Genomic DNA, 347 nt, shown 5'->3' with positions numbered 1-347 from the left:
CTAGTGCCGCTTCAGGCAGCGTTCGCCTTGTCAACCACTATGCGCAGGTGATCGTTGCTGACGTGCTTGTTCCGTCACATGATGTAGCGGCGGATCATGCTGCCCTGTTCCTTGTGGCTGGCGTGATCGTGCCGTCGAGGGTGAAGTAGTGCAGGGCGGTGCACTGGGCCTCGACCCGGTTCAGTCAGGAGCAGTTGGTCGGGATGTAGGCGAACTCGATGTTGTTGGCCGCGGCCCAGTCACCGACCCGGGTGTCGCTTTTCGTGGTCAGGTGCGGGGAGAAGTTGTCCAGCACGATCGCGATACGAATCCGGGGCGGGTGGAGGCTGCGCAGGTAACGGCAGAAC

General features: G+C 62.0%; 1 pseudogene. It reads right to left on the bottom strand.

From position 1 onward, the window contains the following. Positions 1–11: 11 nt before the first annotated feature. Positions 12–347 (bottom strand): annotated as a pseudogene (locus tag IG78_RS52515) (IS630 family transposase); the annotation flags it as partial.

Origin of the sequence: Streptomyces aureocirculatus (assembly GCF_000720475.1) — a bacterium.
Lineage (GTDB): Bacteria > Actinomycetota > Actinomycetes > Streptomycetales > Streptomycetaceae > Streptomyces > Streptomyces aureocirculatus.
Note: the sequence above shows the minus strand (reverse complement) of the source record. Positions and strands in the feature narration are given on the sequence as shown.